This window comes from Rhodococcus sp. USK13, assembly GCF_018343855.1.
GTDB classification, from domain to species: domain Bacteria; phylum Actinomycetota; class Actinomycetes; order Mycobacteriales; family Mycobacteriaceae; genus Rhodococcus_F; species Rhodococcus_F oxybenzonivorans.
In genome coordinates this window covers 5385405-5402329 of the sequence record NZ_CP069242.1, presented here as the reverse complement: position 1 = coordinate 5402329, position 16925 = coordinate 5385405, and the positions used below count along the sequence as shown (strand labels likewise).

The following is a 16925-nucleotide window of genomic DNA, read 5'->3' as shown; positions in this document are numbered from 1 at the left end:
GTGCGCTGCGTTCAGGACGTGTATGTGTCCTACTTCACAGCATCCACGGGAACGCGAACTGCGCAAGTGGTCGCATTTCGGTAGAGCACATTGCCCAGTCGACGGGCCCGTGGAGGAGTCGTACTGCGTCTTATGACCAGTCCGGACGTCGCCGAAGCTGAACTGTTATGGAGTGGTGATCCGAGGATCCGTCCGGCGTGGCGGTCTCGGACCGATTCCACCTCACCGTTACCGCCGGTGCGTCACGGTTCCCACCGCACCGGGCCCCCGAGCGGTTAGCATCGAGCGCGTGAATGCTGTGGGGTTGAACGAAGATGCCGTCTCCGCGTGGATTGCCGGACTCGGTGTAGGAGCGATCGCACCGCTGAGCTTCGAACGGATCGGAAACGGTCAGTCGAACCTCACGTATGCGGTCAGTGATGCAGGTGGCGGTCGATGGGTGCTTCGGCGTCCGCCGCTCGGAAACCTGCTCGCCTCGGCGCACGACGTGGTCCGGGAACATCGAATCCTGTCCTCGCTGCAGGGTTCGGACGTGCCGGTGCCGAAGATTCTCGGACTCACCGAAGATCCCGAGGTGACCGATGCCCCACTCGTGTTGATGAGTTACGTGGCCGGCGTGGTGATCGACAGCATCGGGGTCGCCAAGGATTTGACACCCGAGCAGAGGCGCGGTGTCGGGCTCGCGATGGCGCGCGCGCTCGCGAAGATTCACGCCGTCGACCTGGCGGACACCGGGCTCGAGGACCTGGCGAGCCACAAGCCCTATGCGGCAAGACAATTGAAGCGTTGGGCAGACCAGTGGGAAAAGTCGCGGACACGTGATGTCCCGGAGGTCGAGCAGCTGGCGGATATTCTCCAGCGCAACATGCCCGAGCAGAAGGAGTTGTCGCTCGTGCACGGTGACTTCCATCTGAGCAATGTCATCACTTCGCCCGAGGAGGGCGAGGTGCTCGCTGTGGTGGACTGGGAACTCTGCACCCTCGGAGATCCGCTGGCTGACGTCGGTGCACTTCTGGCATATTGGCCGGAGGCCGGTGACGAGGATGCCGGACCCTTCCCTGCTTCCACACTGGAGGGATTCCCGACGAGGGCCGAACTCGTGGAGGCGTACACCCAGGAAACCGAGCGCGACGTCACTCATGTGGGTTATTGGCACGTTCTGGCACTGTGGAAACTGGCGATCATCGCCGAAGGCGTCCTGCGCCGGGTGACGGACGATCCACGAAACCAGGCCGAGACAGGTGCGCCCACGGTCAAGCTGATCGACGGCATCATCGCTCGGGCCGTGGCCACGGCGGAGGCCGAGGGCCTGCGCTGAACCGAGGCGCTGCTCAGTGGTGCCGGGCGCTCACTTCGTGCCCGGCACCACCAATAGCTCTGCCGCACTGAGAATGTCGGGTGGGATGGGCACCGGCTTGCGCGTCTTCGCGTCGACGTACACGTGGACGAATCGGCCGAGAGCCGCCAGGTCGAGGGCCTCGCCGCGTTCCCGGAAGATGGCGAGCGCGTACACGATGCTGCGAGTGCCGAGGCGCTCTATCGACAGTCCCACCTGGAGGCGGTCCGGGAAGGTCAGTTCACCGAGGTACTTGCAGGATGTCTCGGCAACGACGCCGATCGCCGGCAACTCCCGGATGTCCGTGCCCGTTTCCGCGATCAGCCAGGCGTTGACCGCGGTGTCGAAGTACGAGTAGTAGGTGACGTTGTTGACGTGACCGTAGTGGTCGTTGTCTGCCCAGCGGGTGGGTACCGGCCAGAGGACCGGGAAGTCGTCGGCGGTCGGCAAGGCGGGAACGTCGTCGTGTTTCATCGGTTCGACCTTAAACGGCGGGGTTCCCGTGCCCTGGCAGGCCCGCCGGACGTGCCGCGCATCGGGCAGAATCGCGTCCTATGTCCGTACCCGACAGTGACGTGCGTTCGCCTTCTTCCGCCGCCCAGCCGGTCAGTGCGGGAATCGTCACGGCCCTGGTGGGATTCACCAGTTCCTTCGCCGTGGTCCTCACGGGTCTGACCGCGGTCGGCGCGAATTCCGCCGAGGCGGCGTCGGGCCTCCTCATACTGTGTGTGACGCAGGCACTGGGGATGCTGTGGTTGTCGCGGCGTTATCGCATGCCGATCACCCTCGCCTGGTCGACGCCCGGCGCCGCGCTCCTCGCCGGGGCCGGGACCGTGGGCGGTGGCTGGCCCGCTGCGGTGGGCGCCTTCGCCATCGTGGGTGTTGCGATCCTTCTCACCGGGTTGTGGCCACGGCTCGGGCGGGTGATCGCCGCAATTCCTTCCGCGTTGGCGCAGGCGATGCTGGCCGGGGTGCTGCTGCCCCTGTGCCTGGCCCCGGTGCTCGCGTTACGGGACGCACCGCTCGCCGTCGCCCCGGTCGTGCTGGTGTGGCTGATTCTGCAGCGGTACTCCACACGGTGGGCGGTCCCGGCAGCATTCGCCGCTGCGGGTGTGGTGATCGCCGTCAGCCTCGTCGTCGGGAAAGTCGGACTGGATGCCAGCGCCTTGCTGCCGGAGCTGGTGCTGACGACACCGACGTGGTCCTGGCAGGCATTGATCGGGATCGCGGTGCCGCTGTACATCGTGACCATGGCGTCGCAGAACATTCCTGGAACCGCAGTGATGAAGTCCTTCGGATACGAGGTCCCGTGGCGGCCCGCGATGCTGGTGACGGGGATCGGAACCCTGGTGGGGGCACCCGCCGGTGGGCACGCCATCAACCTCGCGGCGATCAGTGCCGCCCTCTCCGCGGCACCCACCGCCCACCCCGACCCCCGGAAACGGTGGCGTGCGGCCTTCACCGCAGGCTGGGCGTATCTGGTCCTCGCGGCCTGCTCGGCGGCTGTGGCCGCGCTCATTGCGGCGGCTCCGGTGGGCGTCGTGGAGACGGTGGCCGGTCTCGCCCTACTCGCGACTCTGGGTGGTGCGCTCGCGTCCGCGCTCGCCGACATACGCGAACGTGAAGGGGCTGTCGTCACATTTCTGATCGCGGCGTCCGGGGTCAGCGTCCTCGGAATCGGTTCGGCCTTCTGGGCGCTGATCGCCGGACTGATCGTGCGGACGGCCCTGCACTTCCGGAGATAATGGACCGATGACGACCATCGAGGTAGTGCAGGGCGACATCACGACCGTGGCGGTGGACGCGATCGTCAATGCGGCCAACTCCGCCCTTCTCGGCGGCGGCGGCGTGGACGGAGCGATCCACCGTGTGGGCGGACCGGACATCCTGGCCGAGTGCAGGAAGTTACGGGCTACGGAACTGCCCGACGGACTGCCAGCAGGGGAGGCAGTGGCCACGACGGCGGGGAGGTTGCCGGCCCGGTGGGTGATCCACACCGTCGGACCGGTGTACTCGTCTTCCGAGGATCGATCACACCTGCTGCGGGGTGCGTACCTGAGCAGCTTGCGCGTGGCGTCCGACCTCGGCGCGGAATCGGTTGCCTTCCCGCTGATCTCGGCCGGTGTCTACGGGTGGCCGGCCGACGACGCCGTCCGTCAGGCCGTCAGTGCAGTGCGCGGATCGGACAGCGGTGTGCCGCGCGTCATGTTCGTGGCGTTCGACGCGCGGATGGCGGAAAGGCTTCGCGCGGTGGTCGGGTGATCCGCGACCCGCGCGTGTTTCACGACCGCGAATACTCCGACGCCCGCCGGATCTCTTCCGGAGAGGGGCGGACGCCGGTGTAGAGGACGAACTGCTCGGCCGCCTGCAACGCGATCACCTCGGCGCCGGTGATCACGGTCTTGTGGCGTTCGGCCGCCGCTCTGATCAACGGCGTGGTCGGGGGCATCGCCACCACGTCGAACACCGCCTCCGCGGCCTCGATCGCGTCCAGTTCGAACGCCAAAGCGTCCTCCTCGGCGCCACCGGCCATCCCGATCGGCGTCGCGTTGATCAGCAGGCCCGGACGAGCGTGACCCAATTCGGGTTGCCACGAAAAGCCGTACTGCTTCGCGAGCGCGCCGCCCGTCTCTGCGTTGCGGGCCACCACGGTGACATCGGTGAACCCGAAGTCGCGTACTGCTGCCACCACCGCCTTGGCAATCCCACCACTGCCCGCGACGGCCACGGACAGTGAATGTGGAAGTGCGTTCTCCCGCAGCAAGTTTGCTACTGCCTGATAGTCGGTGTTGTAGGCGTGCAGCACGCCGTCCTCGTTGACAATGGTGTTCACCGACTCGATGACCGACGCCGACGAGTGCATGACGTCTACGTGGTCGATCACCTGCTCCTTGAACGGCATCGAGATACCGGCCCCGCGGATACCGAGTGCGCGAACTCCGCCGACCGCGGCCGGCAGGTCGGTGGTGGTGAACGCCTTGTAGACGTAATTCAGACCAAGCTCACCGTAGAGATAGTTGTGAAATCTGGTGCCGATGTTGCTCGGTCGACCGGAAAGCGAGATGCAGAGAACGGTGTCTTTGTCGAGCGTGTTCATCAGCGCAATACTAGTGGTGGGCTCCCATCCGCGCGTGTTGTCGGCTCCGAATACCCCGTGACCACAACGAAGGAGCACGGCTGCATGACTACCACGATCGGTGACCGGCCCCACGCCGCACGAGCGCCCGAGAGGCGACGGCATCTGTTCTCCCGTGCACTCGCGGGAGTGATCGCCGCCGGTGTCGTTCTCGCGGTCGGTGAACTCGTGTCGGTGCTGATCGACCAGAACAGCTCGCCCTTCTATGCGGTGGGTTCCACCACGGTCGACCGCAGTCCGGCCTGGGCGCGCGAGTTCGCCATTTCGACGTTCGGAACGAACGACAAGCCGGCGCTCTTCGTGGGGATGACACTGCTGATCGTGTTGCTTGCCGCAGCGGCAGGCATCGTCGAGCGACCGCGCGCCCCCTTCGGCAGTGCCATCCTCGGAATTCTGGGCGCAGTCGGCGTATTTGCCGCCACACAACGCCCGAGCGCCTCGTGGGTCTACGCGGTGCCGACGCTCGCAGGGGTCGCGGCCGGAATCGTCGTACTCCGCATCTTGACGGCGGCGGCGCAGATGCCGGAAGGGGCCGATGGTGCGGATTCGCGGTTGCCCCGCCGAAAGTTTCTCGTGCTCGCGGCCACTGCCGCTGCGGCGGCAGCGGCGGCGGGAGCTGTCGGACGGCATCTGGGCCAGCAGATCGCTGGGGCCATCGACAACCGTCGGAATTTCGCGATTCCCTCGGTCGCGGACAAGGCGTCTCCGATCGCTCCGGGAACCGACATCGGCGTACCGGGCGCCACCCCGTTCGTCACCGCGAACGACGAGTTCTACCGCATCGACACCGCGCTGCGGGTCCCGCGGATGACGACGGACAATTGGGAGCTGCACATCCACGGAATGGTGGATCGGGAACTCACCCTCACGTGGGACGACCTCGTTGCACGGACCCCGGTCGAGCGGATTATCACGTTGACGTGCGTGTCCAACGAGGTCGGGGGAGTCCTCGCCGGCAACGCCACCTGGATCGGGTACCTGATCAGGGATCTCCTCGACGAGGTGGGCGTCGGTGCCGAGGCCGACATGCTGCTCTCGATGAGTATCGACGGCTTCACCGCAGGTACACCGATCGAAGCATTGCGCGACGGGCGCGACGCAATTCTCGCGGTGGCGATGAACGGTGAGCCCTTGCCGTTCGAGCACGGCTACCCCGTGCGCCAGGTCGTGCCCGGTCTCTACGGTTACGTCTCCGCCACCAAATGGGTGGTGGACTGGGAGTTCACCCGCTTCGACGCGGCCGAGGCGTACTGGACGCAGCGGGGGTGGGCCGAGAAAGCACCGATCAAGACCGCCTCCCGCATCGACGTGCCCGCTCCCTTCGCGCCGTTGGTACCGGGTCCGGTACTGGTCGCCGGAACCGCCTGGGCGCAGCGCCGAGGAATCGAGACGGTGGAAGTGCGGGTAGACAACGGCCCGTGGGAAAAGGCCGCGCTCGCACAGCAATACACCATCGACACCTGGCGTCAATGGACCTGGGAATTGCAGGCGACACCGGGCCTGCACACACTGCAAGTGCGGGCGACGGACCTCAGCGGCAACGTACAGGTCGAAGAACGGACGCCGCCGATTCCAGGCGGCGCCACCGGGTGGCACACACGCTCGTTCACGGTGTCCTGAGGAGCTCACGGGCACCTTTCCGCCACATCGGCGAGTGCCTTCCGGTCGGCGACGGTGACAGGAAGGCCGTACTCGACGGCGACGCTGAGATACTTGCCCGCATAGAAGCAGTGATACGCGGGATTCGGCGGAAGCCAGTCGCCGGGAGTCTGGTCTCCCTTGTCCTGGTTGTCGTCGCCGTTGACGGCCAGCAATTCGAACATCACGTCGTTGGCGAACCGCAGTCGGCGCTCCAGTGGCCACGTGGACGCACCCATGTCCCAGGCCGCGGCCAAAGGGTAGACGTGGTCGATCTGCACGGCCTTGGCGTCGCTGCGGTCGAAGGTGACGAGCTCGCCGGAGTACGGGTCGGCGAGGACCCCGCTCAGCACGACACACTCCCGGGTGCCGTCCCGGAACGACACCGATCGCAGGTCGGTGGCCAGCACGTTGTTGCGGGTGTCGCATCCGTCGTGCCCCGCTGGAGCGCTCTGGGCGTCTGTCCACGCCGGACCGAAGACGCACTGTTCCTTGCCTGAGCACCCGCGTTGGTACCCACCCGGGTGCGGGCGGGACTCGACCGTGTCGACCTGTGCCAGCAACTGTTCGATGTGCTCGCGCGGCGGACTGCCGGGCGCCGGGCCCGGCCCGCTCAGATCAAGGATTGATACCCCGCAGCCACTGACCGCAAGAGCCCACAGCACGACATACAGAACCCTCATTGCGTCCCCCCGGCGCTCGACGAGTGTCCGAACCGTCGACCCGCAGTATTGCGCGGGCCACCGACACGTCAGGCGAAGGGTAACTGCACGGCGGCGATCGAGGACAGGTGGGCACCGTCGTGCCCGATCACCCACGACCCACCACTCTCTCGGCACTCGGCCAGGACGTCGAGGGTGCGGAGGAGGAAGAAGATGGCTTCGCTGGGGACCGGCGTGATGGCAAGTTGATGCGCCTCACCGTGTTTCATCCCGTCGAGCCAGACGCCGGACTGCCCGTCGAGGCGGATCGTCACGATGTGCGTTGCGTCGACGAAAGCATACTTTCGCTGCTCCCACGGGGTGGTGAGTGCGTATCCCTGCTCGAGAACCTGAATGAGGATGCTCATGGGCCGACTCCGAGTCTCCGGCGTGGCGGGCGGACAAGTTCCAGCATCTCACCTGCCTCCTGCACGACGCCATGGCCCGGGCGGCGGAAATGTCGACACGGCGGTCGACCTCCGGCCGCTCTACCCGGCGCTCCTCGGATCGGCGGTGAACCGGTCGAGGACGGCGCGCGCACACCGCACAACCGTCGAGCGGTCGTAGGAGACGACGTAGTCGAATTCGCGTTCCGAATCTGCCTCTCCGCGGTGAAGATCCACGGCGGAGAGAACGCAACCGAAGTGGGGGCCCAGAACCACGACGTTCCACTCCTCCACCAGCTCGTCGTCGGCCGCGAGGGGAGCCTGATGAATGCCCTCGTCCACCGTGTGACCCATGCCGACGCCGTACACACCCGCGTAGGCGATCCGGCTCGCCATGTTCTGCCAACGGGTGCGCGTCCGGTCGGTGAAGTGCTCGGCGCGCTGGAAGGTTCCCAGCACCAGGGTTTCGGGCCCCGCGGCGGCGGCGTGCGTCTCGAGGGTGGTGCTCATGGTCACCAGGAGTCGCTTGAGACTGCGGACAGCGGTGCGCCCGGAGGAGGCGATGGCGTGTGGTGAGCGCGAGTCGTGGTCGGGAGTGTTCCAGGTCGGCGTGGGCGGGAACGGCTCGACAGTCGCGGAAGCCGGCCACGACGCCGGGGCCGACTCGATGTCCTCGAGATGCTCGCCGACCCCGTACGTCGCTCCCAGGCTGAGCGCACGCCGGCGCTGCACCTCGGTGCCCACTCCGGTGGCGACCACCACAGCACCGGAACTCTCCACGCGTGCAGCCACCGCATGCGCGGTGCGGGCGATGTCCGAGTCCGGGCGACGCGTGATCATGACGGGCGCGAGGAGGATGATGTCCGGCTCGATCAGCGACAGCAGTGCGATGGCTGCGGGGTGGGTGCCTACCTCGTCCACGGCGATGAGCCTTCCGCGGCCGCGTGCATCTGCGACGGCCCGCAGTGCGCGGGACGGATCGGCAGTGAATATCGCGGCGGTGACCACGACGATCTCTCGGCGCTGGCACTCGGGATCAGCCGCGCGATTCGCCAGGCCGGGGAGGGAGTCGAGGTCGATCGACACCAGTACGGGAACGCCGTCCGCTGCGACCGTACCGGCGACGTCCCAGGTGAGATGGTCGAGCTCGCGCTTCTCGTTCATGGCCCGGGCCACGGTCCGCAGTGCTTCGGGGGTCGCGAGTGGGCCGTCCGCTGGCCCGCGCAGCTGCACCTCGAGAGCGGCGAGGGCCCCATTGTCCAGGCGCCGCACGGCCGCCGTGTGCGGCGAGACCGCCAGTCCGCCCACCTCAGCAGTGTCGACGGACCGGTCAGGATTGTCGACGGACTGGTCAGGGGCGAGAACGAACATGCCGCGATTCTCGCACTGGTGCTCGCGCGCCGCAGCAGGGCACGGAGATTGCCGTTACCGTTCCGTGACTATTCGTTATTGTTTCGTGACTTTGTGGTCGCCCCCGCGACATGAGCGGCGGCAACGATCAGGACAGCGTCGTACGGTTCGGTCTCAGTAGAAAAGGTGGCGAACATGAGTGACTCACCGAAAATCGGGCGTTACCACGATGCTCTCCTCGCTCTCACCCTGGCGACAGATCGACCCGCACGCCTCGTCGAGACGGCGGCAGGTGTAGGTGTGCGCGTCGATCTGACGCTCGGCTGTCACCTCCTGGCGATCGCCACGGCCGACGGCGCCCTGCGGGATGCCGACGCCGATGGTGGCTGGACGGTGCACTTCGTCGGCCGCGGATCGGTCGACGCCGAAGAACCACTCGTCACCGTGCACGGCGACTGGCTCGTCGATGCGGTCGACCAGGTCTTGGCCCGAGTCGGTGCGCTCGACGGCCGGCAGTTGTGCCGCCCGACCCCCGGCCGGTCCACACGCTGGCCCTCCGCCGCTCGCGAAGCTGTCTGACGGGACGAGCCGAGCGGCGGGCGACTAACCCACCTCGATCACGACCTTGCCCGCCGCGTGGCCGGACTCGACCAGCGCCAGTGCCTCACCCGCCTGCGCGAGAGGGAAGCGGTGGGTGACCCGCGGGTCCAGGACACCGGAGGCCACCAGGGCAGCCAGTTCGGCGAAGACTGCGGTGGTGCGCCTTCGTTCCACGCCCGAACCGCCGAGATCACGGGCAGCGAGCGGGTCGCCGACGCTGACGATCGCGGCCGGATCTCGGGCGACCCTGACCGCATCGGCCAGCGCGTCACCCCCGACCAGGTCGAATACGGCATCGACCGGCTCCGATATCCGCGTCGCCAACCCGGTGCCGGACTCGAGCCACTCCGCGCCGAGGGACTCGACCACGTCACGCTTACTCCGGCTCGCGACTCCGAGAACAGCGATGCCCCGGGCGGCCGCCAATTGCAGCGCAGCGACCCCGACGCCGCCGCCGGCACCGATCACGAGTAATCGGCTTCCTGCGGGCAGGTTCAGCGTGGACATCGCGTCGTAGGCGGTGCCTGCTGCCACGGGAAGGGTGGCGGCGTCGGCGAAGGAGACGGACCCGGGCTTGTGTGCCGTCGACGACGCATTCAGCATCGTGTGATCGGCGTACCCGCCGTAACCGGTGGCCGTCGCTCCGAACACGGCATCGCCGACCGCGAAGTCGGCGACCCGAGGACCGACCGCGGTGACCACTCCCGCCACCTCGCGGCCCAGCACTGCCGGAAGCGTGACGGGCACGGTGTCCTTGCGGGTACCTGCCCGCACCTTCCAATCGGCGGGATTCACCCCGGCCGCGTGCACAGCCACCTGCAGCTGTCCGGGGCCCGGGAACGGGACGGCGACGTCGAAGAACTGCTGGGTTTCGGGGCCACCGTACTCGCGGAAGCCGTATGCGGTGCTCACGCCTCAACTCCTATCACGGACGGCGCGTTCGCGGATCGGGCACGACGAAGCCCGCCGGGCATCCCGACGGGCTCATTGTCGACAGGTCAGGAGCTGCCGAACAGGCCGCCCAACGATCCTGTGCCGCCCCCGCCGCCACCCTCGCCGCCCATCAAGGGTCCGAGCGCCTCGAGCAGGGCGAGCAAGCCTTCGAGAATCTGTGCAAAGTCCATGTCTTCCTCCGATCACTGCAGTGGTTCCGGCAGCGATCCGTGGTGCGCTTCGGCGCGGACAGCCGCCACCACGTTCATCGGTTCGGCCCCGGCCACGGTTACACGGAAAATGCAGGGACTTCGGATGCTGTCGGCTCCGCCTGATTGGATGGGTCCATGCTGCACGGTCTCTGGACACCGGGTTCGGGACTCATGCTGTGGGTCGAGGACCGCGATCTCGTGGCTGAGGAGTCCGCCGCCGATGCTGTCGGCCGGGTATTGCAGCGCAAGTTCCGGCACCATGTCAAGGTGCCGATGCCGGCGCCCTCGGGTCCGGAGCTGGTCGAGTGGCCGGCGGTGGCTTTGGCCCCGCCCGATGCCGCGGAGTTCCTGCTGGCGGTGTCGCCGTGGGATTCGCGGATCGCCGGCGATTTGCGGTACCTCGCCCATACGGTGCGCGGAATCGAGCGATGGGCGCGTGCCGGTCGGGTGGTCCCCGAAACGCATCGTGCGGAGGGCACATGGTGGCCGCGTTGGCGACTGCTCGGCGGTGAACGACAGCGTGCCTGGCTGACCGAACTTACTGTCGCGATGCCGCCGGTGCAGCGCCACGGGAGCGGCGCCCGCTCCGTGCTGGACGACCTCGTCACCGAACTCACCGACCCGATCACCCGTCACGTTCTCGGCCACCGCCCGCTCGACGGTCGGCGCAGCCATCCGCCGCATCCGCTCCTCGCCGCGCTCGCGCACGGCGATTCCTACGACGAGGGAACGCCGCAACTGTCCGGTTCGCTCGACCGCTGGCGTGACAGCCTCACCGTGGACGAGCCCGAACTGGTGTTGCGCCTGCTCGAACCGGACGACGCCGACGTCGAGGGGGACTGGGATCCGGACACCGCCCTGTGGCGGCTGGAGGTGTGCCTGCGTCCGGAAGGCGAAGCCCCGGTTCCGATTCCCCTGCATCACACGGACGCGAGCCGCCTCCAGATCGGTGTCCGCAAATTGACCGAGGCCGTGGCGGCGTATCCGCGACTGCAGGACGTGCCGAGCGACCCCGACAGCCTCGATCTGTTCCTCCCCACCGCGGTCGTGATCGACCTGGTCGGGCACGGGGCGGTCGCGTTGAAAGAGAAGGGCATCAGCCTGTTGCTGCCGCGGGCCTGGAGTGTGGCGTCGCCGTCCATGCGGTTGCGGGTCAGTTCGCCGGGGACCCCGGCGAGCGCGGAGAACCGGTCGGTCGGCAAGGACCAGTTGGTGCAGTACGACTGGGAGCTGGCGCTCGGGGACACCGTCCTGACGGCCGCCGAAATGACTCGATTGGTCAATTCCAAGAGCGATCTGGTGCGGCTGCGTGGTGAATGGGTGCGGGCCGATTCCGAAGTGCTCGCTCGCGCGGCACGCTACGTGACGGAACGGCAGGGAAGTGGCGACCGTGCCATCGTCGACTTGATCAAAGACCTTATTGCAGATGATCTCTCGCGCCTTCCGGTGGACGAGGTGACGGCGAGCGGGTGGGCTGCCGCGTTACTCGAAGGCGACGTGCAGCCGGAGCAGGTTCCGGTCCCCGACCGGCTGGACGCCACCTTGCGGCCGTATCAGCAGCGGGGGCTCGACTGGCTGGCGTTCATGAGCAGGCTCGGACTGGGGGCCGTCCTCGCCGATGACATGGGCCTGGGTAAGACCCTGCAACTGCTGGCGTTGCTGGCGCACGAGAACGCGCCTTCGCCGACACTTCTGGTGTGCCCGATGTCCGTGGTCGGCAACTGGCAACGAGAGGCGGCCCGCTTCGTTCCGACCTTGCGTGTGCATGTCCACCACGGCCCGCAACGGCTGACCGGTGAAGAGCTGACGGTTGCGGTCGGTGCGAGTGACCTCGTGATCACCACATACGCGTTGCTGGCACGCGACCTTGCGCAGTTGAAGGAACAGCAGTGGCGCCGGGTGGTGCTCGACGAGGCGCAGCACATCAAGAACTCGAAGACGTCCCAGGCCAGGGCTGCCCGTAGTATCCCCGCTGCGCACCGGGTGGCGTTGACCGGCACACCCGTCGAGAACCGGCTCGACGAATTGCGTTCCATTCTCGATTTCGCGAATTCCGGCATCCTGGGCTCCGAGGCGATGTTCCGCAAACGCTTCGTCGTTCCGATCGAGCGGGAGCAGGACGAGACCGCCGTGGCCCGGCTGCGGGCTGTCACCTCACCGTTCGTGCTCCGCCGGGTAAAAACCGATCCGGCGGTCATCGCCGACCTCCCCGACAAGTTCGAGATGACGGTGCGCGCCAATCTCACCGCAGAACAGGCGGCGCTGTATCGGGCGGTGGTCGACGACATGATGGCGCAGATCAGGGACAAGAAGGGGATGAAGCGCAAGGGTGCCGTGCTTGCCGCGCTGACCAAACTCAAGCAGGTATGCAACCATCCGGCGCACTTTCTGCGGGACGGGTCCGCGGTGACGCGCCGCGGTCAGCACCGGTCGGGAAAGCTCGGTCTTGTCGAGGACATCCTGGACTCCGTACTGGCCGACGGCGAGAAAGCGTTGCTGTTCACCCAGTTCCGCGAGTTCGGCGATCTCGTGGCACCGTACCTGTCCGAGCGTTTCGGTACCGCCGTGCCGTTTCTGCACGGAGGCGTCACCAAACAGAAGCGCGACGACATGGTGGCGGCATTCCAAGGTGACGGCGGACCGCCGATCATGCTGCTCTCACTCAAGGCGGGGGGTACCGGGCTCAACCTCACGGCGGCCAATCACGTCGTGCACCTCGACCGATGGTGGAATCCGGCGGTCGAGAACCAGGCCACCGACCGGGCGTTCCGCATCGGGCAGCGCCGAGACGTCCAGGTGCGGAAACTGGTGTGCGTGGGCACGCTCGAGGAACGGATCGACGCGATGATCGCGACCAAACAGGAGTTGGCCGATCTCGCGGTCGGAACCGGTGAGAATTGGGTGACGGAGATGAGCACCGAACAGCTCGGCGAGCTGCTGCGACTCGGCGACGAGGCGGTCGGCGAATGACGGATCGGCGACCGGCACCGCATTTCGCTCGGTACGGCTCACGACGACCGGTGCAGGGCGGCCTGGCAGCACGCTCGCGGCGGGGAGCATTCGGCCACACCTGGTGGGGACGGGAACTGGTCGACATCATCGAGTTCGTCGGCGACAAGGGGCGGATGAGTCGTGGCCGCAGCTACGCGCGCAGCGGACAGGTCGTCTCCCTCGAAATCAGCCATGGGATGGTGACCGGCGAAGTCCAGGGCAGCCAGCTCCAGCCGTTCGTCGCAACCGTCTCGATCGACCGGCTCGACGAGGACGAGATCGCCGAATTGGTCACGCTGGTGCGGAAACAGCCCGGCAGCCTTGCGATGCTCGCGGGTGGGGCGGTGCCGGAAATTCTCGGTCCCCTCCTGTTACCGTCCGGCTCTTCGGCGCTCCACTACGACTGCACCTGTCCGGACGACGGCTGGCCGTGTAAGCACGCCGCTGCGGTCGCATATCTGACCACGGAGCGGATCGACGAGAACCCCCTGGAGATACTGACCCTGCGCGGGGTCGACCTCGACATGCTGATCGAGGGAGTCGGCGGTGGCAACGCCGAGGAAGATGTCGCCGATTGGTTCGGTGACAGCGCCCAACTACCCGCCCTGCCCGACACCGACTTCCGGGCGGCGGTCGACGACCTCGACCCCCTGTTGCTGCGCAAGGCGATCCGATCCGTGTGCGCCGATGAGCGCGGGGTGGACGCCGTCATCGCGGACCTGAACACGCTATATCAGCATCTCCGTTGATCCTGGCGTTGGGTGATGTGGTGCTCCCCGCCGTGTGCGGGAAAATCGGTAGGTGACCCTGCACGAGCTGTGGGCAGCGGCCTGGCCGATGATCGTCGGTGCGGCTGCCGGCATCGCTGTGCTCTGGCTGCTGCTGGTGGTCGCTCTGATGCGAACAAATTCCGGGACCATGCCCGTCACCGATGTACTTCGGTTGTTGCCGGATGTCGTGCGTCTCGTGCGTCGACTGGCGGGAGATCCCACGCTACCCCGGGGCATCCGGATCCGGCTCACGCTTCTCCTGATCTACCTCGCCGCACCGATCGACGTCATACCCGACTTCATCCCCGTCATCGGATATGCCGATGACGTACTGGTGGTGGCTCTCGTTCTACGCTCGGTGACCCGTCGAGCGGGCGCACACGCACTTGCCCGGCATTGGCCCGGCACTCCTGAAGGTCTTGCGGCCGTTCAACATATCGCGCAACCGCGAACGCACCGTCGTGCCTGACGGTGCGTTCGGTTGGGAGGCGCTCCGGAAAGTTCGCTCCGCGTCAGTGTTTGAACACGTCCTTGACTCGCTCGGCGGCCTTCTTCACACTGGCCTTCCTTTGGTCCGCTTTGCCGATGTTCTTCAGCTCGTTGTCTCCGGTGGCCCGGCCGATCGATTCCCGGGACCTTCCCGCAGCGTGCTGGACGGCGTTCTTGGCCTTGTCGACGATGCTCATGGCGTGCTCCTCCGAGTGGATGACGTCCACTGCAATCCTAATCCGATTGCGGTTCGGCCACTCGACTACTTCTCGGGTGCACATCCTTTCGATGCGCCCCCGGCCGCACCCGGACTAGGCTGGCGTTCGTGCGGTCGGCATCGACCGACCGGGGATCGGGAGGAGCCTGCCGTCAGCCGCAAACCCTGTGACACGCGTGAGTTCACCTATACCGAGGTGGGCGCCAGTCGTGACCTTCCGTTTCCGAGTGGATACCACCATCTCGACGAGCAGAAGGTGATCGGTCGTGGTTCCGCAGTGTTCGACTCCGCCGTCGCACAGCTGTTCACCTGGGGGATGCACCGCGGCGCCGGCGTGAAGGTCGGCCTCAATACTCCTACGGCGACTCCCGACGCCGCCGTCGAGCTTCGGTGGGGGATCGGTCCGGTCGGACTCACCTTCTGTTGCCGGGTGATCTACGTCGTCGACGAGCCCCGTGTCAAGGGTTTCGCCTACGGGTCGCTCGAGGGACACCCGGAAACGGGGGAAGAGCGATTCGTCATCGAACACCGACCGGACGACGCCGTCGTTGCGAGTATCTCCGCTTTCTCGCGGCCCGGCCGGTGGTTCACCCGACTCGGCGGCCCCGCGAACCGGGCAGTGCAGAAGGTGATGACGCGGCGCTATCTCGACGCGTTGGTGTCACAGAAGCGATAACTTCGCGTCCTGCTGTCGGAGAACTGCATGGACGGCCGCGCCGTATGCTAGATGCGGGACGATGTCGCTGAGCCAATCCTGGACCGACCAATTCCGCGGATCACTGATGCCGCGGACGGCGATCGGGATGTCCGTGGCAGCCATCGCACCCGCACCGATGGCTACGGCACCTGCTGTCGGCGACAAGCGAAATCCGGTGCGGCGGACCAGGCCGGCGCCCACAGCAATGCCCAGGCCTACAGCAATTCCGCCGAGTGCGCCCAGCCCCGTCCGGCGGGACTGCATGGCACTTCCGCGCCCCGGTATTCGAACCCCGAGACTCGCGGCGACCGAATCGATCGTCTCTTCGGGGACCGTACTTGCGGGACGGCCGCGGACCACCATGTCGAGGTACGTCACCGTGTTGAGTGCGGTCACCCCGGCCGCTCCGGCGACGAGTCCGGACGTGACTGTGTTCATGACGACCCTCCCCGAAAAATTCGGCCGGATGCAGCGCGGATGCGCTCACAGAGCGAGCATCCCCACTCGGTGGAGTCGGCAAACCTCACAGGTAGCAGTCGGTGGCGGCCGCTGCGGTCAAGCCAAGGACAGCCGCTCGACGTGCCGCACAGCGGCCTCGAGGTGCCGGTCTGCGGTGGTCAAATCCAGACGGGCGTCACTGAGGTTGTCTATCACCTCGAGCACCATGGATTCGTCGCTGCTGGTGAGCATGCTCCGGTCGAGCAAGTCGAATGCTTCGGTCAGGTCCTTGATCCGCTGTTCGAACGCGTTCAGATCGGACCGCAGTCGAGCGGTGGACTGGGCAAGGTCGTCAACCGTCGCGGTCATGCCGGCACCCCTCGTTCGCACCACGTCGGGTCGCGTCCGCGGAAAACCGGGCGGCCTGACTCCACCAAGGAGATACCACCGTTCCTTGATTGGTAAACCAGGCGCGCCGGTTTCGTCGACGGGCATACGGGCGAACGATGCGGGTTATGGTCGTGCGGTGACCGATCCGTGGCAGCCCGGCGCGGCCGGAGTGCTGGAACTTCCGTCGGGTCGACGCGTGCGCGGACGGGGGCTGAGGCGCCCGCTTCCGCCCGCTCCCCATCCCACCTTTGCGCTGTATCTGCTGGGCCGCCGCCCGCCGTTCGTCGAGTGGGAACATCGCTGGCTTCGCTGGCCCGATTTCTGGTTGCCGTCCGATCGCAGCGAGGCGACGGCTGCGCTACGCGAAGTGTGGGCGCGCGCAGAGTCGGATCGCGTCGAGATCGCCTGTGGGGGAGGCGTCGGGCGCACCGGCACAGCGCTTGCCTGCCTCGCCGTACTCGACGGAGTGCCCAACTCGGCGGCGGTCGACTACGTCCGCCGGCACTATTCTCCCCGTGCCGTGGAGACACCGTGGCAACGCCGGTTCGTTGCTCGCTTCCCGTCTGCCGACGGGCCGTGAGTCGTCGGCGTGACCGACGGTTGGCTCACGACGCCCGGCGTCTCGCGATTCACACCTAGAC

20 protein-coding genes are annotated in these 16925 nt (G+C 66.9%); 10 read left to right on the top strand and 10 right to left on the bottom strand.

Features of this window, described 5'->3' with window-relative positions; genetic code table 11:
- The first annotated feature begins 289 nt into the window (after window positions 1-289).
- Window positions 290-1318, top strand: coding sequence for a phosphotransferase family protein (locus JQT59_RS27360; RefSeq protein ID WP_213572725.1), 1029 nt, complete (start codon window positions 290-292; stop codon window positions 1316-1318).
- Between the two features lie 30 nt (window positions 1319-1348).
- On the opposite strand, the gene JQT59_RS27355 is transcribed toward JQT59_RS27360, so the two are convergent.
- Window positions 1349-1810: an acyl-CoA thioesterase gene (locus JQT59_RS27355; protein WP_213572724.1), complete on the bottom strand. Its 462-nt coding sequence runs from the start codon at window positions 1808-1810 to the stop codon at window positions 1349-1351.
- A gap of 80 nt (window positions 1811-1890) precedes the next feature.
- Between JQT59_RS27355 and JQT59_RS27350 the strand changes: the two genes are divergently transcribed.
- A complete protein-coding gene (locus JQT59_RS27350; RefSeq protein ID WP_213572723.1) occupies window positions 1891-3081 on the top strand; it encodes a benzoate/H(+) symporter BenE family transporter in 1191 nt (396 codons plus the stop codon).
- 7 nt (window positions 3082-3088) lie between these two features.
- On the top strand, window positions 3089-3598 hold the full coding sequence (locus JQT59_RS27345) for an O-acetyl-ADP-ribose deacetylase (protein ID WP_213572722.1): 510 nt from the start codon (window positions 3089-3091) through the stop codon (window positions 3596-3598).
- A gap of 19 nt (window positions 3599-3617) precedes the next feature.
- Here the strand turns inward: JQT59_RS27345 and JQT59_RS27340 are convergent, their stop codons facing one another.
- The gene (locus JQT59_RS27340) at window positions 3618-4433 is read right to left on the bottom strand and encodes a shikimate 5-dehydrogenase (protein WP_213572721.1); all 816 of its coding nucleotides are present in this window, start codon (window positions 4431-4433) and stop codon (window positions 3618-3620) included.
- Window positions 4434-4517: 84 nt separating this feature from the next.
- Here JQT59_RS27340 and JQT59_RS27335 point away from each other — a divergent pair, with 84 nt between their 5' ends.
- Window positions 4518-6092, top strand: coding sequence for a molybdopterin-dependent oxidoreductase (locus JQT59_RS27335; RefSeq protein WP_213572720.1), 1575 nt, complete (start codon window positions 4518-4520; stop codon window positions 6090-6092).
- Between the two features lie 5 nt (window positions 6093-6097).
- On the opposite strand, the gene JQT59_RS27330 is transcribed toward JQT59_RS27335, so the two are convergent.
- From JQT59_RS27330 to JQT59_RS27320, 3 genes are all read right to left on the bottom strand, one after another.
- A complete protein-coding gene (locus JQT59_RS27330) occupies window positions 6098-6793 on the bottom strand; it encodes an HNH endonuclease family protein (RefSeq protein ID WP_213572719.1) in 696 nt (231 codons plus the stop codon).
- A gap of 68 nt (window positions 6794-6861) precedes the next feature.
- On the bottom strand, window positions 6862-7179 hold the full coding sequence (locus JQT59_RS27325; RefSeq protein WP_159921106.1) for a hypothetical protein: 318 nt from the start codon (window positions 7177-7179) through the stop codon (window positions 6862-6864).
- A gap of 120 nt (window positions 7180-7299) precedes the next feature.
- Window positions 7300-8568, bottom strand: coding sequence for a DICT sensory domain-containing protein (locus JQT59_RS27320; RefSeq protein ID WP_213572718.1), 1269 nt, complete (start codon window positions 8566-8568; stop codon window positions 7300-7302).
- Between the two features lie 174 nt (window positions 8569-8742).
- On the opposite strand from JQT59_RS27320, the gene JQT59_RS27315 reads away from it, so the two are divergent.
- Window positions 8743-9126, top strand: a complete 384-nt coding sequence (locus JQT59_RS27315; RefSeq protein WP_213572717.1) for a hypothetical protein — start codon at window positions 8743-8745, stop codon at window positions 9124-9126.
- A gap of 24 nt (window positions 9127-9150) precedes the next feature.
- Here the strand turns inward: JQT59_RS27315 and JQT59_RS27310 are convergent, their stop codons facing one another.
- Window positions 9151-10059 carry an NADP-dependent oxidoreductase gene (locus JQT59_RS27310; RefSeq protein ID WP_213572716.1) on the bottom strand — a complete coding sequence of 303 codons (909 nt, stop codon included), beginning with the start codon at window positions 10057-10059 and terminating at the stop codon, window positions 9151-9153.
- Window positions 10060-10145: 86 nt separating this feature from the next.
- A complete protein-coding gene (locus tag JQT59_RS37770; protein ID WP_268962579.1) occupies window positions 10146-10271 on the bottom strand; it encodes a hypothetical protein in 126 nt (41 codons plus the stop codon).
- A gap of 156 nt (window positions 10272-10427) precedes the next feature.
- Between JQT59_RS37770 and JQT59_RS27305 the strand changes: the two genes are divergently transcribed.
- Genes JQT59_RS27305 through JQT59_RS27295 form a run of 3 tightly spaced genes read left to right on the top strand, consistent with a single transcriptional unit; the run spans window position 10428 to window position 14522 of the window.
- Window positions 10428-13262, top strand: a complete 2835-nt coding sequence (locus JQT59_RS27305; RefSeq protein WP_213572715.1) for a DEAD/DEAH box helicase — start codon at window positions 10428-10430, stop codon at window positions 13260-13262.
- Window positions 13259-14032, top strand: a complete 774-nt coding sequence (locus JQT59_RS27300) for an SWIM zinc finger family protein (RefSeq protein ID WP_213572714.1) — start codon at window positions 13259-13261, stop codon at window positions 14030-14032. Before JQT59_RS27305 ends, JQT59_RS27300 begins: the two co-directional genes overlap by 4 nt.
- Window positions 14033-14090: 58 nt before the next feature.
- Entirely contained in the window at window positions 14091-14522 is a 432-nt protein-coding gene (locus JQT59_RS27295) for a YkvA family protein (protein ID WP_502939881.1), read from the top strand.
- 43 nt (window positions 14523-14565) lie between these two features.
- On the opposite strand, the gene JQT59_RS27290 is transcribed toward JQT59_RS27295, so the two are convergent.
- Window positions 14566-14739, bottom strand: coding sequence for a CsbD family protein (locus tag JQT59_RS27290; protein WP_109334986.1), 174 nt, complete (start codon window positions 14737-14739; stop codon window positions 14566-14568).
- A gap of 216 nt (window positions 14740-14955) precedes the next feature.
- Here JQT59_RS27290 and JQT59_RS27285 point away from each other — a divergent pair, with 216 nt between their 5' ends.
- A complete protein-coding gene (locus JQT59_RS27285) occupies window positions 14956-15435 on the top strand; it encodes a DUF1990 domain-containing protein (RefSeq protein WP_213572713.1) in 480 nt (159 codons plus the stop codon).
- Here JQT59_RS27285 and JQT59_RS27280 read toward each other — a convergent pair.
- Window positions 15421-15894: a hypothetical protein gene (locus JQT59_RS27280; RefSeq protein WP_213572712.1), complete on the bottom strand. Its 474-nt coding sequence runs from the start codon at window positions 15892-15894 to the stop codon at window positions 15421-15423. The genes JQT59_RS27285 and JQT59_RS27280 overlap by 15 nt on opposite strands.
- 117 nt (window positions 15895-16011) lie before the next feature.
- Complete coding sequence (locus JQT59_RS27275) at window positions 16012-16263, bottom strand: hypothetical protein (RefSeq protein ID WP_159921120.1); 252 nt, start codon at window positions 16261-16263, stop codon at window positions 16012-16014.
- A gap of 157 nt (window positions 16264-16420) precedes the next feature.
- Here JQT59_RS27275 and JQT59_RS27270 point away from each other — a divergent pair, with 157 nt between their 5' ends.
- Complete coding sequence (locus JQT59_RS27270; protein WP_213572711.1) at window positions 16421-16864, top strand: protein-tyrosine phosphatase family protein; 444 nt, start codon at window positions 16421-16423, stop codon at window positions 16862-16864.
- Window positions 16865-16925: the final 61 nt, after the last annotated feature.